This is a genomic window from Parvimonas micra, from assembly GCF_037482165.1.
Taxonomy (GTDB): Bacteria; Bacillota; Clostridia; order Tissierellales; family Peptoniphilaceae; genus Parvimonas.
This window is the reverse complement of sequence record NZ_CP148048.1, coordinates 1190106-1211410: the sequence shown is the minus strand read 5'-3', so window position 1 is coordinate 1211410 and position 21305 is coordinate 1190106. Positions and strand designations below refer to the sequence as shown.

The window sequence follows — 21305 nt, the reverse complement described above, 5'->3', positions numbered from 1 at the left end:
TCAAGTTTGTAGAATTAATGAAGATATAATTTTCCTAAACAAAAAATATAAAAATAATTAAAAAGATAAATAGTTAATAATTAATAAAATATAGAGGAGAATATGGAATTTAAGATTGAAAATAAAGAATCAACAAAATCAAAAGAACTGGCAAACTTAATAAAATCATATAATAAATCAAAGAGAGAACCGTCAGTAAGTGAACCACTAAATATTTATTTGGAAGATTATCAAGGTAATTTAATTGCTGGAATGGTCGCAGAAACTTTTGGAAATTGGCTTGAAATTGAGTACTTATATGTAAGTGAGAAGTTACGTGGGCAAGGACTTGGTTCAGAAATTTTGAATAGAGCAGAAATTGAGGCTAGAAAAAGAAATTGTAAATATTCATTTGTAGATACTTTTAAGTTTCAAGCTCCAGATTTTTATAAAAAGCATGGCTATAAAGAAGTGTTCGCATTGAAAGAGTACCCATATATAGGTGAAAGATATTATTATACAAAAGAGCTATGATTGAAGTTTAGTATTAAAATATAAAGTAAATAGTACAAATTTTTTGTAAACATATTTGTTTAGAAATGTTTATGTATAAATTCATAATTCTATATAACAGATTATGAATATAAAAAACAGAATTTATTTATATAGTAAGGAAATCTATTTTAATTTAAAATAGAGTATTTACGAGTTTTTAAGGAGTATTATGGAATTAATTAGATATTTGAATGCATATTTTGAATTTAGTGTTTTAGGCTGGATATGGGAAAGTATATACTGTACAATCGACCAGAGAAAATGGCAAAATCGTGGGTTTTTGTATGGACCATTATGTCCGATTTATGGTTTTGGTTCAATTTTAGGATTGATTTTTTATGATCTTATTTCAATTGGTAAAATTTCTCATCTATCATGGTGGCAAATATTTATTATGGGATTTGTTGCTAGTATGGTATTAGAATATCCAACATCTTATGTGCTTGAAAAATTGTTTCATGCTAGATGGTGGGATTATAGTGATATGCCACTTAATATAAATGGAAGGACTTGTGCGATTACTTCTGTTGGTTTTGGTATTGGAGCAATTATTATAATGGAATTTTTTATTCCGCTTTTTGAAAAAATTTATGTAACAATACCAAATAGTATTGCAATAGCTCTTGCTGTGATTTTGATAGCAATTCATTCTTCCGATTTTACTCTTACGGTTTCAGGATTGACTAATTTCCAAAGAAATATTGCGGAACTTGAAGAAGAGTTCCAAGATAGAATGACTTCGACTGTAGATAAAATATTTGAAAGACATAGTAAATTATATGGTAGAACATTGAGCAGAATTGCTTCTTTTAGGATGAGTGAGTCTCGTAATATGATTGCAGATAGATTAGTAAAAATAAGACGTGATTTGAAAAAGAAAAAATAATTTTTCATTATTTATATATGTTTATGTATAGTTATAAAAATTTTTAAAAAAAAATTCATTTTAGGTATTGACAAAATGTTTTTTGTCGTTTATAATCTATAGCAAGACGTTGAAGAGAAGAGTAGAAAGTTATTCAATCAATACAGAGACATTTCGTTTGGTGAGAGAAATGAGAGAGAAGCTTTCGAACATGGCCTTGGAGTCATCACATCGAGATTTATTTATAGATTTAGGTTGTGACGGGTGTGCCCGTTATAGCATTGCGAGTATGATAGTACTCAATAAGGTCTTTTTAGTGATAAAAAGATGAATTAAGGTGGTAACACGTGAGTTTTCGCTCTCGTCCTTTGTTGGACGGGAGCTTTTTTTATTTTTAGCTCATAACTAGGTGCGCAACTGGTTACTTAATTTTTTGATTTACTTATCATTCTCTTTCAGCAATATCAGTGTAATTAAAAAGGAGAAGATTATGAACAAACAAAAGAAAGATATTTTAATAGTAGGATTAGCTTTATTTGGCTCCTACTTCGGTGCAGGAAATCTTATATTTCCACCTTTATTGGGATTTATTTCGGGAAGTCAATGGTCATTAGCTGCAATAGGATTTTGCATTTCTGCTGTCTTAATGCCAGTTGTGGGACTTTATGTAATTTCTAAAAATGGTGGTTCACTTGAAGCCATGACAGAAGATATACATAAAAATTTTGCTAAGTTTTTATTATTATTTATAATGGTCTTTGCAGGATGTATTTCTGTACCACGTACAGGGGCAGTTGCATATGAATTAGGATTTAAATCACTTTTTCCAAGTGTATCAATCGTAGCATTTATTATTGGATATTTTGCTATAGCACTATATTTTTCATTGGATATCAACAGAATGATTAACAGTGTAGGAAAGTTTTTAACGCCAATTTTAGTTATAGTATTACTTGGAATTATTATTAAAGGAATTTTTACTCCAATAGGAGTTCCAACACTTCCACAACAAAGTGGAGTTTTTACTCATTCATTTTTAGAAGGATATCAAACTGGAGATTTAATAGTAAGTTACCTTATAGGAACTGTTTTTATAGGAGATATTGTTTACAGAGGATATCGTACAAGTAGAGAAAGAAATAAATTAACTGCTTATTGTGGAGTAATTGCTTTAATTCTTTTAGCAGTTATTTATGTAGGATTGATATATCTTGGAGCTTCAGTAAGTAGCTATTATCCAAAAGATATTGATAGGAGTAAGTTGTTATTAGCCATAGCAGAAAGAGTTTTAGGAAAGAATGGAATGTTATTCCTTTCAATAGCTGTAGTTTTGGCTTGTGTAACAACTGCTATTGGACAAATTACATCAATAGCGAACTTCTTCCATGACTTTTCAAATGGAAAGATACGTCATAAGATAGCTGCTGTAGTTTCATCAGTTGTTGGTGCTACAATTGCAGTACTTGGAGTTGAAAACATAGTTTACTATGCAACACCAATTTACAAGGGAGTTTATCCAAGCTTAATAGTATTAATGATTTTGGGGATTTTCCGTAAATTTATACCTAATAAACAAAGTTTTAGATATGCATTAATTTTTACATTGGCAGTAAGTGTATTAGAAGCAATTTTATCTGTAGCTAATGTCCCTAGTATCAAGGCATTTATTGATATACTTCCACTAAGTGGTCTTGGATTTGCTTGGGTATTACCTGCTACACTTGGACTTATTGTAGGAGCTGTAAGTGGCAGTGAACCTATAACACAATTTGAATAAAATAATTTTAAAGGAGAAATAAAAATGACAAAAAAATATAATACAAGCACAATCTGCGTACAAGGTGGTTATGAACCTAAAAACGGAGAATCAAGAGTAGTTCCAATAGTACAATCAACAACTTTCAAATATGAATCATCAGAAAAAATGGGAGATTTATTTGACCTAAAAGATTCAGGATATTTTTATACAAGACTTGCAAACCCTACAAATGATGCAGTAGCAAATAAGATTTGTAAACTAGAAGGTGGAGTTGCAGCAATACTTACATCATCAGGACAAGCAGCAAATTTCTATGCAATATTAAACATAGCTAGTGCTGGAGACCATATAATTTCAACTTCTGCTATCTATGGTGGAACTTATAACCTTATAGCAAATACAATGAAAAATTTAGGAATTGAATCAACTTTTGTTGACCCTGATATCTCAGTTGAAGAGTTAGAATCAAAGTTTAAACCAAATACTAAATTAATTTTTGGCGAAACTTTATCAAATCCATCACTTAATATTTTAGATATAGAAAAATTTGCAAAAGTTGCTCATAAAAATGGAGTACCTCTAATAGTTGATAACACATTCCCTACACCAATCTTCTGTAGACCTTTTGAATGGGGAGCAGATATTGTCACTCACTCAACTACAAAATATATGAATGGTTCTGCAAATGCAGTTGGTGGAGCGGTTGTAGATTCAGGTAATTTTGATTGGACACAATATAGTGAAAAATATCCAGGACTAACAACTCCGGATGAAACATATCATGGAACAGTATATACCGAAAGCTTTGGTAAGGGTGCATATATTACAAAAATGACTACTAACTTAATGAGAGATTTAGGTTCTATACCTTCACCACAAAACTCTTTCTATCTTGGAGTTGGTTTAGAAACTTTACACTTAAGAATGGAAAGACATTTCGAAAATGCATTAGCACTTGCTAAACATTTAGAAAAACATCCTAAAGTGTCTTGGGTTTCTTTTTCAGGTTTAGAAAATGATAGCCAACACGAATTGGCACAAAAATATCTTCCAAATGGCTCTTGTGGAGTAATATCTTTTGGAATCAAAGGTGGTAGAGAAGCTGCAGTTAAATTCATGGACTCTCTAAGACTTGCTGCAATTGTTACTCACGTAGCAGATACAAGAACTTGTGTTCTACATCCTGCATCAACAACTCACAGACAAATGAATGATGAAGAGTTAATAGCAGCGGGAGTATCTCCGGACTTAATTAGACTTTCAGTAGGTATAGAAGATATTCGTGATTTAATAGACGATATTGACCAAGCTTTAGAAAAATAAATTAAATACTTTAAAAGAGTTGTTTATAGTTGATTAAATTATCAATTATAGGAACTCTTTTTTTAGTAAAACTAAAGGGAAAAGAATGGATAGATATGATATAATATATTAGGATATAAAAAAAGAAATAAAATTATTTAAGGTAATAAAAATAAAGAGTTTTTAAAAAGCTTGTTTTGTTGAGAAACATTATATTTAATTTATATTTGGAGGAAGAAATATGAGTGAAAGAAATCGATTTAACTGGGTAGATTTTTATGAGGAATTTGCCTTAAAATTATTAGAGTATAAGGATAGTCGAGCAGAACTTATAGAAAAGGTAAAATCTGTTTTTAAAATGGCAGGTATAAAATTACCAACTTTAGAAAGAGAGAATAATATTGTTGATATTGATCCTTTTACTGTATTTGCTCTTTTTAACAAGAATATTAAGGATGAAAATCGTATAAAAATACTTAAGGCTATATCTGAATTGTTTGATGTTGTATCAGAAATTCCAACATCATTTGATGGTTTGCCTTTACTAACTCCTCAAAATGCTACTTTTTACTATTTTATAGGTGATCGCGAAGATAATGATATTAATTATTTATGGGGATTTTTTGAGTCAGCATTGGCTTATGTAAAAGACCCTTCAGAAATTCGAAGAAAGGATTTTTCAGATTATTTTGATTTAGCTATTAATATAAAAGGTAATGGTAATAGTAAAATTACAATGGGTTTGTATTGGATTTCACCAGATACTTTTTTAAATTTTGATAGTAGAAATGAGTGGTATATTTATAAATCCGGAAAAATTCCGGTTGATATTGTTAAACAACTTCCTCTAATTAAATCAAAATTTTCTGCAAAAGATTATTTGATGATAGGAGATTGTTTAAAATCTTATTTGAATAGTTCTAGGAGTGTTTTGAAAGACTTTAAAGAATTATCATTTGATGCATGGAATTATTCTGAGCAGGTAAATCGAGATAAAAAGAAAGAAAAAAATAATACTAAAATAAGTTTTTCGTTTGCAGATGATGAAGAGAGATCAAATTTAATATATGAAGATGAGAAAAAGGTAGATTTAAAAGAATTTGAAAAAGCAATTCAAAAGTATAATAAAGATGATTTTTTATCAGAAGTTTATATGCAAGAAGAAGAATATGATAATTTAGCAACCCTTCTAAAAAAGAAAAAGAATTTAATATTACAAGGTGCACCTGGAGTTGGAAAAACTTTTGTTGCAAAAAGATTGGCTTATTCAATAATGGGTGTAAAAGATATTGATAGAGTAATGATGGTTCAATTTCATCAAAGTTATTCTTATGAAGATTTTATTATGGGATATAGACCTACAAAAAATAGTTTTGAATTAAAAAATGGAGCTTTTTATAATTTTTGTAAAAAGGCAGAAATTGATGAAAAAAATGATTACTTTTTTATTATTGATGAAATTAATAGAGGTAATTTGAGTAAAATATTTGGAGAATTATTTATGCTTATTGAAAATGATAAGCGTGGACAATCATTACAACTTTTATATTCTGATGAAAGATTCTCTGTTCCAAAAAACATATATATTATAGGTATGATGAATACTGCAGATAGAAGTTTGGCTATGTTAGATTATGCTTTAAGAAGAAGATTTTCATTCTATGATATTAAGCCGGGATTTGTAACTGATGGATTTATTAAGTATAGAAATAGCTTAAAAAATGATAAATTTAATAGACTTATAGAATGTGTAAAAAGTCTTAATGATATTATTTCTAGTGATGAATCTTTGGGAGATGGTTTTTGTATTGGACACAGTTATCTATGTAACTTAAGTAAAGATAAAATAGATGATAAAGTATTATCAGGAATTGTAGAATATGAATTAATTCCACTTTTAAAAGAATATTGGTTTGATGAACCTTCCAAGGTAAATAATTGGATTATTAATCTTAGGAGTGCAATTAAATGATTCCAATACAAAATATTTACTATATGTTGTCATATACTTTTAGAGTTCTTAATCAACAAGGATATAAAAAATTAGCTACTGAAAAATTTGACAATATTTTAGAATTAATGGCAGAGATTTTGATAAAAGGGATATCCGGACAAATTAAAAGAGGACTTGAAAGAGAGTATATTTTACAAACAGAGGAGTTAACATCTGTTAGAGGCAAATTAGAAATATCTGAATCCATAAAAAATAATAGTATGATAAGAAAAAAATTAATTTGTGTCTATGATGATTTTTCAGTAAATAGTACAATGAATAGAATTATAAAATCAACGGTTGAAACACTCTTAACTTCAAATTTATCTAAAAAAAGAAAAAAAGAGCTTAGAAAATTAATGATATATTTTAGAGATGTTGAGACTATTAATATAAGATATATAGATTGGAATTTTAAATATAATAGAAATAACAAACACTATCAAATGTTGATTGCAATATGTTATCTTATAGTTAAAGGATTAATACAAACCAATAAAGATGGAACTATGAAGATGATGGATTTTCTAGATGACCAACGAATGAGTCGTCTTTATGAAAAATTTATACTTGAGTACTATAAGAAACATTATCCAAAATTATCTGTTAGAGCTTCTCAAATTCCGTGGTCATTGGATGATGGCGTCAAAGAAATGCTTCCAATTATGCAAAGTGACATATATATTCATAATGAAGATAGTATTTTGATTATTGATGCTAAATATTATGGGAAGACAACACAAATGCAGTTTGATAAACATAAGATTTACTCAAATAATCTATATCAAATTTTTACCTATGTAAAAAATTGTGATTATCAATTTGAAAATCAAAATAAAACAGTATCCGGAATGCTTTTATATGCAAAGACAGATGAAACAATTTATCCGGATAATGTATATCAGATGCATGGGAATCAAATAAGTGTAAAAACTCTAGATTTAAATTGCTCATTTGATAAAATTGCTGAACAAATGGATAATGTAGTAGAATCTCATTTTGAAAGATTAAAAAAATATGAATGATTTGAGAATTTTATTTATAAAAAAGCAAAAATTGAGCTTTATTATAATTTTTAATAACTTTTAGATTTTTATCTTGATAGTATTAAAAATGATATTATTGTGAATAAAATAAGTTCAACTATGGGGGATGATGTTATTTGGATAGGAAAGAGAATGAAAGTACTCGATCAAAAGTTTTGGGTATTTGTTTAATTTTAGTTAGTTTAATAATTGCTTTTTTTACATTTAGTCAGCTTCTTGTAAGAGATGATACTTATGTCAATATTGAAAGAAGTGGACAGAGAATTGGCAATAGCATTTTTTATAAATATGATAATAAGATTTATGCACTTATTCCAAGTGGTGGATATTATATTGTAGAGGATGCAGATGTAGATTCTTTTAGTGTTATTAATTCAGAGAATACTTATGATTCTCGTGTTGTTGGAATTGATAAAAATCATGTTTATTTTGGAAATGTAAAAATTGAAGACCTTAATCCAAAGGAAATAACTAATGTTGGAAATGGATATTATACTGATGGTAAAAGTACTTATTTTTGTTCTTCACTTTCTGAGAGAAATGATGAGATTTCTTATGTTTCAGAAATTTTTGGACATATAGTTCATGCATTTTTTAAGGATAAAAAGCCTAAGTCATATATTTATCCATATCATAAATTAAATACCGAAAAGAAAATTTCGAAAATTAATAATTTAATATATTTTGCAACAGATGGAGATGTTCTCTATTACAAGGGAAAGCCACTTGAAAACGCAGATACAAATACTATGAAGCAGGTTTCTAAACATGGAGAGTATTTTTGTGATAAAAATAATGTTTATTATAAAAATGAACTTTTACCAATTAAAAATAGTGGGGAATTAGAAGTCGTTTCAGTTGAACAGGGGGACGATTTGCTTTATGATAAAAAGAGTGGAGAGGTTTTTAAAGGTAATCTTAGATTTGACGAAAATTTCACTCCTTATAGAGTAATTGGAAATAGTAGTTCTCATATTTATAATCTATTTTTTGCTTCAAAAGATGGAGTATATTTTTATAATCAAAGAAAAAATAAGCAAATAAAAATTGGAGAAAATAATTTTAAAGGAAATATTGAATTTTTAGATGAAAATGTATTTTGTGATGAAGAAAATATGTATTTTTTAAATTCTTATGAAACGTATATTGTTAGATTTAGAGTTCCACATATTAGACGATTGTATTCAAGAAATTCTCAAATAGTTAGCTTTGATAAAAAAGAAGGTTGGGAAAAAGTAAAAGACATACAAAGTAATGTAATAGGCTCCGTTTGGACAAAAAATGGGAAATACTATTATTTTGACAATTTAGGAAACAGCCAACTTATTAACGATACAGTTTTTGAAATTACTGACAAAGAAGTATTGAACGAATTATTATCAGATGAAGGCAAAACAACTGTTGATAGAATTAGAGAAATAATAAAAGACGAAAAAATGCAAGCTGTATCAGGAGAAGTCAAATACACAGCAACTGTAAAATATAGTTATTATTACCTTTATATGATTTTATTATTTCCTTTTGTAATTGTTGGTAGCATATTAAAACAAAAGGGAAGAAGAAAATTGTTTAGACAAAATGGAAGATATAAATACGATATTTATAGCAACAAATACCATTAATATCTATATGAAATGTTTGCTCAGTATTACATATAAATACAATGATAAATGTTGATTTGTATAATTAAAATAATTTTTCTGTAATTTAAATAAATTTATAAGGAGGATATTATGGGAATAATTTATTTTTTTGACAAACATTTTAAAAAGTATCTTTTGAAGGGTACCAAGGCGCTTAATCCATCTAATACTGGTGTTTTTCCAAATGGAATTTCATGTATTAGAGAAGCTGATGTAAATATGTGGTTTTATACTAAAGATGGTAATACTATTGCTTTTGATTCAGGGCATATGAATTTTCCAGATGTCAATTTTGAGTTTGAAAAAATTAATATAAATCCAGATAATATTAAATATGTTTTTTTAACTCATGTTGACGTAGATCACGCTGGTGGGATTGATAAGAATGGAAAGAATATTTTTCCAAACGCTCAAGTATATATTGGTGAAAAAGATGAACAATATTTAACAGGACAACTTCATAGAATGAAGAAATTAGGATTTTTAAAGCTTAATATCGGTGTAAGTTTATCTTCTGGTTATAAACTAATTAAAGACGGAGACGTTTTTAATATTGAAGGTATAAAAATTGTTGCTATTCATATTCCTGGACATACAATTGGACATATGTGTTATATTGTTGATGACAAAATTCTTATAAGTGGAGATTGTTTAGCGATTAATAAAAAAGGTGGTTATCCGTTCTTTGACTTTTTCACACAATTTCCAGAAATGAATAAAAAATCCTTAATTAAATTAAAAGAAAAAGTTAAGGGATATAACATAGAAGCTGTATGTACTGGTCATAGTGGATATAGAGAATTTGACAATAATACTTTTGCTCATATTACGGAGACTGCAGACTTTGGCAGAAAAAATCATTTTGATGAAGATGCTCCTGATGACTGTATGAAATACTAATTACAATGGTAAATTTTATTATAAAGATAATTATCTATTTTTATTTTAAATAATATAAAATTAAATTAATAGGCTTTAGAGTTAATTAATGGTATTTCTAAGGAGCTTTTTAAAACAAATTTGACTTATATTTAGAGAAAATCTTAACAAAATATAGTATATCATAAGGAGTACAAGATGGAATTAAAAAGTATTGTTGAAAAGCAGAGAAAATTTTTTAAAACAAAAGCAACAAAGTCTGTTGAATTTAGAATTAATATGTTACAAAAACTCGAAAAGGTAATTCATACTAATGAAAAGCAAATATTATCCGCTCTCTATGAAGATCTTTCAAAATCCGAGGCGGAAGGTTATCTTACTGAAATTGGAATAGTATATAGTGAAATTCATGAGGCATTGAAAAAAGTGAAGAAATGGAGTAAGCCTAAAAGAGTGAGAGGAAGTCTTGGGACATTTCCTGCTAAAAGCTATGTCTATTCAGAACCTTATGGTGTTGTGTTAATAATGGCACCGTGGAATTATCCTTTTAATTTGTCACTTTCCCCACTAGTTGCTGCTATTGCTGCAGGAAATTGTGCTGTTATAAAATGCTCAAAAGAGAGCAAAAACACTTCAAGAATTATTAGAGAGATAATCAATAAAACATTTGAAGAAGAATATATTTACTGTGTAGATTCTGAGCTTGATTATGATGAAATTCTTCATCAAAGATATGATTTTATATTTTTTACCGGAAGTGCAAGAGTTGGAAAAATCATAATGCGTGTTGCAAGTGAAAATTTAATTCCTGTATCTTTGGAGTTAGGGGGAAAGAGTCCTTGTATTATTGACGAAACAGCTGATATAAAACTTTCAGCAAAACGTATCGTATGGGGGAAACTTTTAAATGCAGGACAGACATGTGTATCTATAGACTATATTGTTGTTCATAAAAATGTAAAAGAAGAACTTCTTAAATATTTACAAAAAGAAATTGAATTAAGATATCCTGATGCTGTAAATAACAAATCTTATCCAAAAATTATTAATACTCGTCATTATGAACGTCTTTTAAATTTAATAGAGACTGAGTCAAAAGTAATCGGTGGGAAAAGCAATGATAGTGAAAGAAAGATTGAACCTACAATATTTACTGATGTAGATTTTAATCACGAGATTATGAAAGATGAAATTTTTGGACCTTTGTTACCGATTATTGAGTATGATGATATAGATAAAGTAATTGATATAATTAAAGAAAGAGAAAAACCATTAGCATGTTATATTTTTTCTCAAAGAAAGGAAAATGCAGAGTATATTATTAATAGCCTTTCTTATGGAGGAGGTTGTGTGAATGATACTATAATGCAACTGGCAAATAGTCATATTCCTTTTGGTGGAGTAGGAAATAGTGGTATGGGCTCTTATCATGGAAAACATGGCTTTGATTTATTAAGCCATAAAAAAGGAATTGTAAAAAATAAAACTATTTTAGATTTACCATTTAGATATGCACCTTTTGATTTGAAAAAATTGAATATATTTAAAAAGATAATGTAGCAAACAAATAAAAAACAGTTAGAATAGATATATTTATTTTTTGACAGTTTTAATTGATAAAATCTTTGCATTGTGATAAAATAATAGTAAGAATAGGAGAGTGATACTTTGGAAAACCTAGGAAAAATGTATTATGATTCATTAGAATCTCTTGATTTCGCTGGTTTAAGTAAGTTTTTTTTCGAACATAGTATTATTTCTTATATTGTAGGAATTTTATTAATTATTTTAGTTTTTAAATTACTAAAGTTCCCGTTAAAGATTTTAAAAAAGATTATTGTGAATTCTATAATAGGATACGTAATTTTATATATTTTAGCGATTTTTAAAATAGTTATTGTTCCATTTACTTATTTGAGCTACTTTTTAGTTGGTAGCTTCGGAATAGTTGGAATAATTTTATCATATTTATTTTATTCATTCTAAGGAGTTAAATAATGGGTTTATTTATTACTTTTGAGGGACCTGACGGATGTGGGAAAACTTCAATAATAAATTTAATTAAGGAATACTATAAGGATAACGAAAAAATAATTTTTACAAGAGAACCAGGTGGAACAAAAATATCAGAAGAAATTAGAGAACTTATTTTATCTAATGATAATGTAAATATGTCGCCACGAACAGAAGCATTACTTTATGCAGCTAGTAGAGCTCAACATATTGATGAACTTGTAAAGCCGAATTTGAAAAAGGGTAATATTGTTATTTCAGATAGATTTGTTTTAAGTTCACTTGCTTATCAAGGTGGTGGCAGAAAACTTGGGGTTGAAAATGTTAAAAGAATAAATGATTTTGCTATTAACGGAGTTAATCCAGATATGATTATTTTCTTTTATGTTGACCCTTTGACAACTTTGAAAAGAAAGTCTTTAAATGAAAATGCTGACAGACTTGAACTTTCTGGAGATGATTTCCATAGTAGAGTTTATGATACATATATGGAACTTCTTGATGAAATGAAAGATGATAAGGTCTTAAGAAAAGTTGATGCTACTAAAAGCATGGAAGAAGTTTTTGAAGATGTAAAAAAAATAATAGATGAAAAAATGGAGGAATTGCTATGAAGATGATTATTGCAATAGTTCAAGATCAAGACTTGAACCCACTACAAGAAGATTTAACTGAAAAGGGATTCAGAATGACAAATCTTGCTTCAACAGGTGGATTTTTAAGAGCTGGAAACTCAACTCTTTTAATTGGGGTTGAAGAAGAAAAGTTAGAAGAATGTTTGAAAATTATTGAAGAAAATTGCAAGTCAAGAGAAATTACAACATCTGTTTTGAGTGTTACAATGCCAGGCGACGCTTACATTCCTTTCCCTATGGAAGTTCTAGTAGGTGGTGCTACAATTTTTGTACTTGATGTTGTAGATTTTGTAAGAATGTAGGTGATTTTATGAAACTTATTTTAGCAATTATACAAGACCATATAGCTCAAGACGTTTTAAATGAGCTTTCTGAAAATAAAGTTAGAGCTACAAAACTATCTTCAACAGGTGGATTTTTCAAAAAAGGAAATACTACAATATTGATAGGTATTGAAGAAGAAAAATTAGATAGAGTTAAAGAAATGATTTTAAATATTTCAAAAAATAAGGAAACAGTTGATGATAAAACAGCTAATACTGTAATGTTTGTTCTAAATATGAATCAATTTATTAGGGTGTAGTTTATGAATTACACTCTTTTCAAAGAAAAGATTGATTTCTTTGATTTTTCCCAAAACTATATTGTTGAGGGAAGCGAAGATTTTTTAGATAAAGTTTCAAAAGAATTAACATTAAAGGTTTTAAATCCCGAAGATGATTTTAAAATTTCTAGAGAAATTGAAGAGCAAACACATCCTGATTTGATGATAGTTGAAAGTGAAAGGAATAATATTCCTATTGATTCAATTAGAGAGATGATTAAATATGTCCAAAAAAGACCTTTGGAATCAAAGTATAAATTGGTCATCATAAAAGGTGGACAGTTTTTAAGAGCAGAATCATCAAATGCTTTATTAAAAACTCTAGAAGAGTCTTTTGACTATGTCATAATCTGTATTTTAGTTGATTCAAGATATAAACTATTGTCAACAATAAGAAGTAGATGTATTTTTGTTTCAGAAGTAAATTCCTCAGAAAACTTTGATTATTCAGATTATGGTAAATTGTTAGAAATTTTATCCATTGCACTTAAAGGTGACTTTTTAGCAATTTATGATTCGAAAAATAAGGAATATCTTTTGAGTTTGAAAGAGGATAGAAATTTTATACCTTTATTGTATAATTTTTTTAAAGAATTTTATATTTTTTTAGAAACGGGTCAAGATGTTTCAAATAAAGATATTTTGAAAATATTTAAAAATAATGTTGATTTTGATAAGAAGAAATTATCAAAAATTTTAGAAACGATAGAAATTGTTAGAGAAAATTTGTATAATAATGTGAATTTTCAATTGTCTATTGAGAAAGTATTTATAACAATTTTGAGGTAGTTGGAGGTTTGTATGGGAGAATATACTAATCTTATTTCATTTATGAATATTGATAGTAGTAAGAATCTATTTTTAATAATAGGAGTTTTAAGTTTAATAGCTATTATAGTTGTATTAGTTATGAAGAGAAGAAATAAATAAATTTTTATGGATATTTTTAACTGTAGATATTCTTATAAAATATCTACAGTTTTTTGTTTTTTTATCAAAGTTTTCTAATTTGACTTTATTTCTTTTTTATGTTAAAATATATATAAAAGGCGGTGCTGTTATGGATACAAAAGAGAAATTAGTTATGATTAGAAGAGTTTTGGGAAACAACATTGGAAGAAAAGTATTGATTACTATTAAACGAAGCAAAGAAGAATATGTTGAAATTAAGGGAGTAATTGGAGAAGTATTTACTTCATTCTTTACTGTTGAAATTGAAACAGAAGAACATAAAACAAGAACTTGTTCATATTCCTATTTTGATGTTTTGACATCTCAAGTAAGTTTAAAGGCAAGCTAAAATGGATTTTTAGAACTTTGATTTTTCAAAGTTCTTTTTTTTGTGTATATAAGAAATGAGTGATTAATAATCACCCATTTTTGCTAAAATTTTAAAATCTTTTGTAAACTCTTGTAAATTATAGGGACTAATGCAGAACATACTATTATTTCTGGAATTCCATTTGAAATTGCAACTCCAAATAAAAATTTTGCAGGATTGACTTTTAAAACATCATATATTTGATTAGCACAGAATATATATGCCATAGAAAGGACTCCAAATGTGTTTATCATTGTTCCTACCATACTTGCAAGTACAACATTAAAAATATTTTTAATGTATTTTTTTATAAAATTAAATGTATAATATGTTCCAACTCCTATCAGTGCTCTTGGAAGTATTGATACCATCGGATTTATAAACATAAAAGATAGAGGGCTTATTCCTGATAAATGTTGAAAAAATGAGAATAATCCAAAAATTAATCCAACAAAAAATGATACTGTTGGTTTCTCTATTAATGCGATTAAAACTATTGGTATATGTACTGTAGTAATTCTAACTACTCCTAATGGAATAAATCCTATTGGAGAAAGTGATAAAATAATTACAATTGCACTTAGTATTCCGATTTTTGTTACGGATTTTGTTGAAATATCTTTCATAAATTCCTCCTTAGAGTTTTGAATATTAAAGCCTTGTTTATTATAACAAAAATAATAGAAAAATTCCATAATTTTCAATTTCTTTTGTTTTTTTTATGCAAATTTGGTATAATTATAGTCAATGATAGATGTATTTTTGTTATATTAGATTTTTATATAAATGGAGAAATAATGAAAAAAATAACTTTAATTGCCACTTGTGCTTTTGGTTTAGAGGCAGTTGTTAAAAGAGAGATAATCAAACTTGGTTTTGATGATATAAAAGTTTCTGATGGAAAAGTAGAATTTTTAGCAAATGTAAATGATATTGCGAAAGTTAATTTATGGGTTAGATGTGCAGAAAGAATTTTACTTAAATTGGATGAATTTAAAGTTTTAAGTTTTGAAGATTTGTATCAAGGAATAAAGAAAATAAAATGGGAAGATTTAATTTCAGTAAATGATAAATTTCCTGTAAATGCTAATAGTGTAAAATCAAAACTTTTTAGTTTATCAGATATTCAAAAGATTACAAAAAGAGCAATAGTTGATAGACTTAAAAATGTTTATGGAGTTGAATGGTTTGATGAAACTTCAGATGCATTGTACTATATAGAAGTATCTATTTTAAAGGATATTGCAACTGTTACCGTTGATACTTCAGGAGAGGCTTTACATAAAAGAGGATATAGAAAGAGAGCTGGAGATGCACCACTTAAAGAAACTTTAGCAAGTGCTATGATTAGTTTATCTTTTTGGGAACCAAGTAGAGTTTTTTACGATCCTTTTTGTGGAAGTGGAACTCTTTGCATTGAAGCTTATATGATAGGAAGAAATATTGCTCCTGGTATAATGAGAAATTTTGCTTTTGAAAATTGGAATTTGTTAGATAAAGATGCTTTAAAAAATGAGAAAAATATAGCAAGAGCATTAATAGATTATGATAGAGATTTAAAAATTTTAGGGTCGGATATAGATAGACATTCGATTTTAATAGCCAGAGATAATGCTGATATTTTAGGCGTGGATGATGAAATTTCATTTTTTATAAAAGATATGAGAGATGTTGATCTTTATAATGAATATGGTGTTGTTGTTACCAATCCTCCATATGGAGAACGTATGGGAGATATGGAAGAAGTTGAGAGGCTTTATAGAGATTTTGGGAAAAAATTTAAGGAATTAGATACTTGGTCTGTGTATTTAATAACAAGTATAGAAAGTTTTGAAAGATTATATGGGAGGAAAGCTGATAGAAAGAGAAAACTTTTTAACGGAAGAATTAAAGTCGATTTCTATCAATTTTATGGACCTAAGCCAAAATAACGGAGAACAGAATGTATATGGACAAGATTACACATTTAAATTTTGAACTGGCAGATTTTATGGAAGATTTAGTTCGAGTTTTCGATAAAACTGGACGAATTGTATATACTAATGCCAGTATGAAAAAATTTTTAGAAAATGAAGAAGGAAAGTTTTGTTTGTTTTCAGATGATTACATACATAAGAATGATAAAATTTTTTCTTCTTTAAAATGTGTTGCACCTATTGGACACAAGGAAGATGTAGAAACTGAATTATTATCAGTTGGAGAAAGAGACTTTTTAGTAAAGAGTAGTCCTATTTTTGATGACAAAAAGGATTACTGGGGTAGTATTGAAGTTTTTAGAGATATTACAGAAGGTAATAGACTTCAAAAAGACCTAATCAAATATCAAAAAATGATAAAAAATGATATGTTAACTGCATCGGATATACAAAAAAGTTTATTATCTAAATTGAGTCATATTGATGGACTAAATTTAGAATATAAATATATATCATCTGATCAGTTATCAGGAGATTTTTTTGATGTAATAGAATTACCTAACGATAAAACTTGTGTGTATATAGCTGATGTTATGGGCCATGGTATTTCTGCAAGTATGATAACAATGTTTATAAAATTTTCCGTTAGGATGTTAGTTCATGGGCGAAAAATAGAACATCCAAGAGAGATACTAAGAGCTTTATCAAAGGAGTTTTCAAAACTTAATTTAGAAATGTATTTTACAATATTTTTGGGGATTTACAATAGAGAAACTTGTGAATTTGAGTATTCAAATGCAGGACATAATTCTATCCCGATTTTATTTAATAAGGATAAAAATGTTCGATTAGAATTAAGTGGTTTACCAATATCTTGGTTATTCCAAGATAGTAGATATTCTGTTGGTAAAGCAAAACTATGTCATGGAGATTGTGTGCTATTTTATACAGATGGACTCACTGAAACAAAAAATGAAAACAGAGAAGAATATGGAGAAGAAAGATTTTTTAATGTAGTAGATAAATATAAAAATTCACTTTCTGATAAGGAACTTTTGGACAAGTTAGTTGAAGATGTTTCTGAATTTAGATGTGGAATTCAAGAAGATGATATTGCATTACTAAGTATGAGGGTTTTATAATGATAAATAATTTTGAGCTAGATTTCTCAGAAGATTTATGTTTTACTAATTATAAAGAAGATGCTTTTAAAGCATTAGATTTTATTTTAAATAAAAATGGTTTGGGGAGTAATTTTTTAGGCTGGGTAACTCATCCTGAAGTTTATGACAGGGAAGAATACTCAAGAATGAAAAAACTTTCTGAAAAAGTAAAAAAGTCAGAAGTTCTTGTTGTTATTGGTGTAGGAGGAAGTTTCCTAGGATCTAAAGCGGTTATAAAAGCCCTTAAACCTTATTTCAAACAAGATGGCTTGGATATTGTATTTGCAGGGAATAATCTAAGCGGAGATTATTTGAGTGAATTGGTTGAATATATAAAAGATAAGGACTTTTTCATAAATGTAATTTCAAAATCGGGAAGTACATTTGAAACTGCTGTAGCTTTTAGAGTTTTAAAAGAATTATGTGAAGAAAAATATGGAAAAGAATCGATAAATAGAATTATTGTTACAACTGATTCAGAACGAGGATTGTTAAAAGAACTTAGCAATAAAGTCGGTTACGAAACTTTTAATGTACCTGATGATATAGGTGGAAGATTTTCAGTTTTAACAGCGGTTGGTTTATTTCCTATTATGTGTGCAGGAATTGATACTGATGCACTTTTACTTGGAGCAAATGATGCCTTAGAAGAATATACTAAGAAAAGTTTGGATAATATTTCTTTGAAATATGCAATAATTAGAAATGCAATGTTTAAAGATGAAAAAAAGGAAATAGAATACTTAGTTGCGCATGAATTTAAACTAGCTTATCTTCAAGAGTGGTGGAAACAATTATTTGCTGAAAGTGAAGGAAAAAATGGAAAAGGACTTTATGTAGAAAGTGCAATTTTTACAAGAGATTTACATTCTTTTGGTCAAATGATTCAAGATGGAAATAAAATCACTTTTGAAACTATAATTGAAGTTGAAGATTTAAAGAATGACATTATCTTTCCTCTTATCGATGAAGATTTTGACAATTTAAATTATTTAGCAAAAAAATCACTTAATGAAATAAATAAGGTTGCTGTTACAGCTACAAGGAAGGCACATACAGATGGTGATGTTCCAACTATTAAGATTACTGTTCCAAAATTAGATGCATACAATATTGGAAAGTTAATTTACTTTTTTGAAATGTCTTGTGCTATTTCTGCTTATATGTTGGATGTTAATCCTTTTGATCAACCTGGAGTAGATAATTATAAAAAAAATATGTATCAATTATTAGAAAAGATGTAAAGGAGGAAGAAATATGTATGTAAGCTATATAAAAGCTATGCTTAAAAAATGTAGAAAAACTTTAAGTTTTTATTTAAAAGTACAAGGAATTCTCGTTTTGTTAGCAATGCTTACTTCATTAATTGCTGTTTACCTAATGGGTTATCCTGGGAAATTTAAAGCTGGTTTAATTATGGGTATTTTGGAAATTGTTCCAATAATAGGTAATGGACTTTATTTGGCTTATCAAATTGTAGTTAATTTGATTAATCACGAAGTCGTAATTTCAGCTAATTTAGCAATATTGTACCTTACAATATTATGTGTTAGATTAGTATTAGAACCAATTTTATTAGGAAGAAAACTTAATTATAAAATTGGAGTTATAATCTTTTTAGCAATTATATCTAAAATTATCGGCGGGAATAAAGGACTTTCAATAATGACTGTAATAATCTTTATTTTGAACACTTTGATAAATATTAACGATATTTACTCTTTTGATCAAAAAAGAAAGATGAAAGAAAGAAAAGAAAAAAGACTTAGAGAAAGAGAACTTAGAAAAAAATACGATTATGAAAGTATAGGAGATGACCATGATAATTAATAATTTTTCACCTATTGAATTAAAAGAAGCTAGAAAAATAGTTGATGAAGTCAAAGTTGAAGAAAAAATTGAAAAAGTATACTTCAATGATGCTTTAGAAAAAGTTATTGCTGAAGATATAATTTCAAAAGTTAATATCCCTAACTTTGATAAGTCACCATTGGATGGCTATGCTTTTAGGGAAGAAGATGTCGTAAATGCAAGCAAAGAAAATCCCGTTGTTTTAGAAGTTATAGATGTAATAATGGCAGGGGACGTTTCAGAAAAATCAGTTTCTAAAGGACAAGCTGTTAGATTGATGACTGGAGCAAAAGTTCCGAGTGGTGCAAATTGTATCGTAAGATATGAAGAAACTGAATTTAACGACAAAGAAGTTAAGATTTTTTCTCCAATAGGGAAAAATAAGAATATAATTGGACTTGGTGAAGATGTAAGAAAAGGCGATGTAATAATAAAAAAAGGTACATTTCTAACTCCTGCAGAAATTGGTGTTTTAGCTAGTCTTGGAATTCCTTTTATTAAGGTCTATAAAGCGCCTCTGTTAAGTGTTTTTGCTACAGGAAGTGAGCTACTTGATGTTACTGATAAGATGGAAGATGGAAAGATAAGAAATAGTAACAGTTATACTATTGAACAACTTGGTAAAATCTACAATGCCGATGTTATCCAATATGGAAAAGTTGAAGATGATTTGGATTCCTTGGTTGATATGTATAGAAAGGCTATAAGAAATAGCGATATTGTTATTTCTACAGGAGGAATTTCTGTTGGAGATAGTGATTTTGTTTTAACCGCATTAGATAAAATAGGAGTTAAGACTATTTTTACAAGAGTTATGGCAAAACCGGGTGGACATGTTTTCTTTGGAGAATATGAAGGTAAATTTATATTTGCTTTATCTGGAAATCCTGCAGCATCTTTTATGAATTTCTACCTTTATGTAAGACCAATAATTTTAAGATTACAAAACAGAAATGCTAATATGCTTAAAGTTCAAAGTGAATTAATTAACGGATTTAACAATAAAGCAAAAGTTAGTAGAATTTTAAGAGCAACAACATTATACAAAGGCGGGAAATTCTTTACAGAAATTGAAGAAGGACAAAAATCAGGAGTTTTATCTACAATGATTTCAAAAAATTCCATAGTTATTGTTCCAAGTCAAACTGAAATTTCTAAGGGAGAAATGATTGAAGCGGAGTTTTTGTATGAACAATAGAGCAATTTCCATAGTTGGAGAATGTTCTAATGTTGGAAAGACAACTTTAATAAAAAATTTGTTAAAAATATTTTCTAAAGAAGGATTGAAAGTAGGAGTTGTAAAACATCATCATAGAGAATTTGATTTTGATAGAGAGGGTAAAGACAGTTATATATTCTCACAGGCTGGAGCAAGTTGTGTAAAAATGGTTAGCCCAAATAGAGTGATAACAGTTGAAAACCTAAATTATGAAAAATCTTTAAATGATGTTTTAAAAACAATGACTGAATATGATTTTGTTTTAGTTGAAGGATATAAATGGGAAAACTTAGATAGAATTGAAATTTATAGAACAGGCTATTCGACGAAAATAATTTCTGAAAGAGAAAAACTAATTGCAATTGTTTCAGATATGGAACATGATTTGGATGTAGATCAATTTAAATCAAATGAATATGAAAAAATTGCAGAAAAAATAAAAGATTACTTTAGTATTTAATTGAGATGTTTTACATCTCAATTTTTTTGCCTATTTGAAAGTGTTATATAAAAATGACTAATTAAAAATATCAAGAAAGTAGAGCTTTGTCCTATAAAAAAT

23 protein-coding genes and 1 other annotated feature are annotated in these 21305 nt (G+C 27.8%); of the genes, 22 read left to right on the top strand and 1 reads right to left on the bottom strand.

Features of this window, described 5'->3' with window-relative positions:
* Positions 1–102: 102 nt before the first annotated feature.
* The 16 genes from WFJ11_RS05860 (at position 103) to WFJ11_RS05785 (ending at position 14573) form a co-directional block, all read left to right on the top strand.
* Positions 103–513: a GNAT family N-acetyltransferase gene (locus WFJ11_RS05860; RefSeq protein WP_338817146.1), complete on the top strand. Its 411-nt coding sequence runs from the start codon at positions 103–105 to the stop codon at positions 511–513.
* Between the two features lie 190 nt (positions 514–703).
* Positions 704–1420, top strand: a complete 717-nt coding sequence (locus tag WFJ11_RS05855; protein WP_338817145.1) for a putative ABC transporter permease — start codon at positions 704–706, stop codon at positions 1418–1420.
* Between the two features lie 100 nt (positions 1421–1520).
* Positions 1521–1771: a binding site (T-box leader), on the top strand.
* 118 nt (positions 1772–1889) lie between these two features.
* Positions 1890–3176 (top strand): branched-chain amino acid transport system II carrier protein, encoded by a 1287-nt coding sequence (gene brnQ, locus WFJ11_RS05850; RefSeq protein ID WP_338817144.1) that lies wholly within the window; start codon positions 1890–1892, stop codon positions 3174–3176.
* Positions 3177–3200: 24 nt separating this feature from the next.
* Complete coding sequence (locus WFJ11_RS05845) at positions 3201–4481, top strand: O-acetylhomoserine aminocarboxypropyltransferase/cysteine synthase family protein (RefSeq protein WP_338817143.1); 1281 nt, start codon at positions 3201–3203, stop codon at positions 4479–4481.
* Between the two features lie 220 nt (positions 4482–4701).
* Positions 4702–6432, top strand: coding sequence for an AAA family ATPase (locus tag WFJ11_RS05840; protein WP_338817142.1), 1731 nt, complete (start codon positions 4702–4704; stop codon positions 6430–6432).
* Positions 6429–7478, top strand: coding sequence for a 5-methylcytosine-specific restriction endonuclease system specificity protein McrC (gene mcrC, locus WFJ11_RS05835; RefSeq protein ID WP_338817141.1), 1050 nt, complete (start codon positions 6429–6431; stop codon positions 7476–7478). The genes WFJ11_RS05840 and mcrC overlap by 4 nt, the downstream gene beginning before the upstream one ends.
* Before the next feature lie 137 nt (positions 7479–7615).
* On the top strand, positions 7616–9121 hold the full coding sequence (locus WFJ11_RS05830; RefSeq protein WP_338817140.1) for a DKNYY domain-containing protein: 1506 nt from the start codon (positions 7616–7618) through the stop codon (positions 9119–9121).
* 111 nt (positions 9122–9232) lie between these two features.
* Positions 9233–10042, top strand: a complete 810-nt coding sequence (locus tag WFJ11_RS05825; RefSeq protein WP_338817139.1) for an MBL fold metallo-hydrolase — start codon at positions 9233–9235, stop codon at positions 10040–10042.
* Positions 10043–10219: 177 nt separating this feature from the next.
* Entirely contained in the window at positions 10220–11581 is a 1362-nt protein-coding gene (locus WFJ11_RS05820; protein WP_338817138.1) for an aldehyde dehydrogenase, read from the top strand.
* Positions 11582–11689: 108 nt separating this feature from the next.
* Entirely contained in the window at positions 11690–12007 is a 318-nt protein-coding gene (locus tag WFJ11_RS05815; RefSeq protein ID WP_293440097.1) for a pro-sigmaK processing inhibitor BofA family protein, read from the top strand.
* Positions 12008–12018: 11 nt separating this feature from the next.
* On the top strand, positions 12019–12648 hold the full coding sequence (gene tmk, locus WFJ11_RS05810) for a dTMP kinase (protein ID WP_338817137.1): 630 nt from the start codon (positions 12019–12021) through the stop codon (positions 12646–12648).
* On the top strand, positions 12645–12971 hold the full coding sequence (locus WFJ11_RS05805; RefSeq protein ID WP_338817136.1) for a cyclic-di-AMP receptor: 327 nt from the start codon (positions 12645–12647) through the stop codon (positions 12969–12971). The genes tmk and WFJ11_RS05805 overlap by 4 nt, the downstream gene beginning before the upstream one ends.
* Positions 12972–12979: 8 nt before the next feature.
* The gene (locus WFJ11_RS05800; protein ID WP_009354493.1) at positions 12980–13252 is read left to right on the top strand and encodes a cyclic-di-AMP receptor; all 273 of its coding nucleotides are present in this window, start codon (positions 12980–12982) and stop codon (positions 13250–13252) included.
* A gap of 3 nt (positions 13253–13255) precedes the next feature.
* On the top strand, positions 13256–14062 hold the full coding sequence (locus tag WFJ11_RS05795; protein ID WP_338817135.1) for a hypothetical protein: 807 nt from the start codon (positions 13256–13258) through the stop codon (positions 14060–14062).
* A 12-nt stretch (positions 14063–14074) separates the two neighbouring features.
* Positions 14075–14203, top strand: a complete 129-nt coding sequence (locus WFJ11_RS05790; protein WP_293440089.1) for an LPXTG cell wall anchor domain-containing protein — start codon at positions 14075–14077, stop codon at positions 14201–14203.
* 130 nt (positions 14204–14333) lie between these two features.
* Entirely contained in the window at positions 14334–14573 is a 240-nt protein-coding gene (locus WFJ11_RS05785; RefSeq protein ID WP_009354820.1) for a Veg family protein, read from the top strand.
* An 83-nt stretch (positions 14574–14656) separates the two neighbouring features.
* Here WFJ11_RS05785 and WFJ11_RS05780 read toward each other — a convergent pair whose 3' ends face one another.
* Positions 14657–15220, bottom strand: coding sequence for an ECF transporter S component (locus WFJ11_RS05780; protein ID WP_009354650.1), 564 nt, complete (start codon positions 15218–15220; stop codon positions 14657–14659).
* Positions 15221–15391: 171 nt separating this feature from the next.
* On the opposite strand from WFJ11_RS05780, the gene WFJ11_RS05775 reads away from it, so the two are divergent.
* Genes WFJ11_RS05775 through mobB form a run of 6 tightly spaced genes read left to right on the top strand, consistent with a single transcriptional unit; the run spans position 15392 to position 21203 of the window.
* Positions 15392–16525, top strand: coding sequence for a class I SAM-dependent RNA methyltransferase (locus WFJ11_RS05775; protein WP_338817134.1), 1134 nt, complete (start codon positions 15392–15394; stop codon positions 16523–16525).
* Between the two features lie 17 nt (positions 16526–16542).
* On the top strand, positions 16543–17652 hold the full coding sequence (locus WFJ11_RS05770; RefSeq protein ID WP_255260947.1) for a SpoIIE family protein phosphatase: 1110 nt from the start codon (positions 16543–16545) through the stop codon (positions 17650–17652).
* The gene (locus WFJ11_RS05765; RefSeq protein ID WP_338817132.1) at positions 17652–18917 is read left to right on the top strand and encodes a glucose-6-phosphate isomerase; all 1266 of its coding nucleotides are present in this window, start codon (positions 17652–17654) and stop codon (positions 18915–18917) included. The genes WFJ11_RS05770 and WFJ11_RS05765 overlap by 1 nt, the downstream gene beginning before the upstream one ends.
* 13 nt (positions 18918–18930) lie before the next feature.
* Positions 18931–19503 (top strand): AI-2E family transporter, encoded by a 573-nt coding sequence (locus tag WFJ11_RS05760; protein WP_323988293.1) that lies wholly within the window; start codon positions 18931–18933, stop codon positions 19501–19503.
* Complete coding sequence (glp, locus tag WFJ11_RS05755) at positions 19493–20722, top strand: gephyrin-like molybdotransferase Glp (protein WP_338817130.1); 1230 nt, start codon at positions 19493–19495, stop codon at positions 20720–20722. Before WFJ11_RS05760 ends, glp begins: the two co-directional genes overlap by 11 nt.
* Positions 20712–21203 (top strand): molybdopterin-guanine dinucleotide biosynthesis protein B, encoded by a 492-nt coding sequence (gene mobB, locus WFJ11_RS05750; protein ID WP_338817129.1) that lies wholly within the window; start codon positions 20712–20714, stop codon positions 21201–21203. The genes glp and mobB overlap by 11 nt, the downstream gene beginning before the upstream one ends.
* Positions 21204–21305 lie beyond the last annotated feature (102 nt).